We start from the raw sequence: 347 nt of genomic DNA, 5'->3' as shown, positions 1-347 counted from the left end.
CAGCATTGCTGAAAAGCACCATGTGCCTAGAGCCCATGTTGCAATTGCATGGTTGTTATCAAAAAAGGTCATCACAGCCCCGATCATTGGCGCGACCAAACCAGAACATCTTTCCACGGCTATCAGCGCACTGGACTTTTCACTTAGCGATGCTGAAATCACGGAACTCGAGGCACTCTATCTGCCGCACCCCGTCGACGGGATCATTCCCCCGCTTCCGGATACTCCCCCTTCCCTCACGCCGCCTTCAGCAATACAGAACCGTTAACACCCTTCCCTGACCCGGCGTTGCCGGGTCTCATAATTTTCAAGAATAACGAAGCACAACGTGTTCAGTGAGAGGCGAT

The 347-nt window shown here is 52.7% G+C and carries 1 protein-coding gene; it reads left to right on the top strand.

All coding sequences use genetic code 11. From position 1 onward, the window contains the following. The coding region (locus LDK53_RS22930) for an aldo/keto reductase (RefSeq protein WP_225288161.1) at window positions 1-268 on the top strand (268 nt) is incomplete at its 5' end. Window positions 269-347 lie beyond the last annotated feature (79 nt).

Source organism: Enterobacter sp. K16B (assembly GCF_020216105.1).
Lineage (GTDB): Bacteria > Pseudomonadota > Gammaproteobacteria > Enterobacterales > Enterobacteriaceae > Enterobacter > Enterobacter sichuanensis.
Note: the sequence above shows the minus strand (reverse complement) of the source record. Positions and strands in the feature narration are given on the sequence as shown.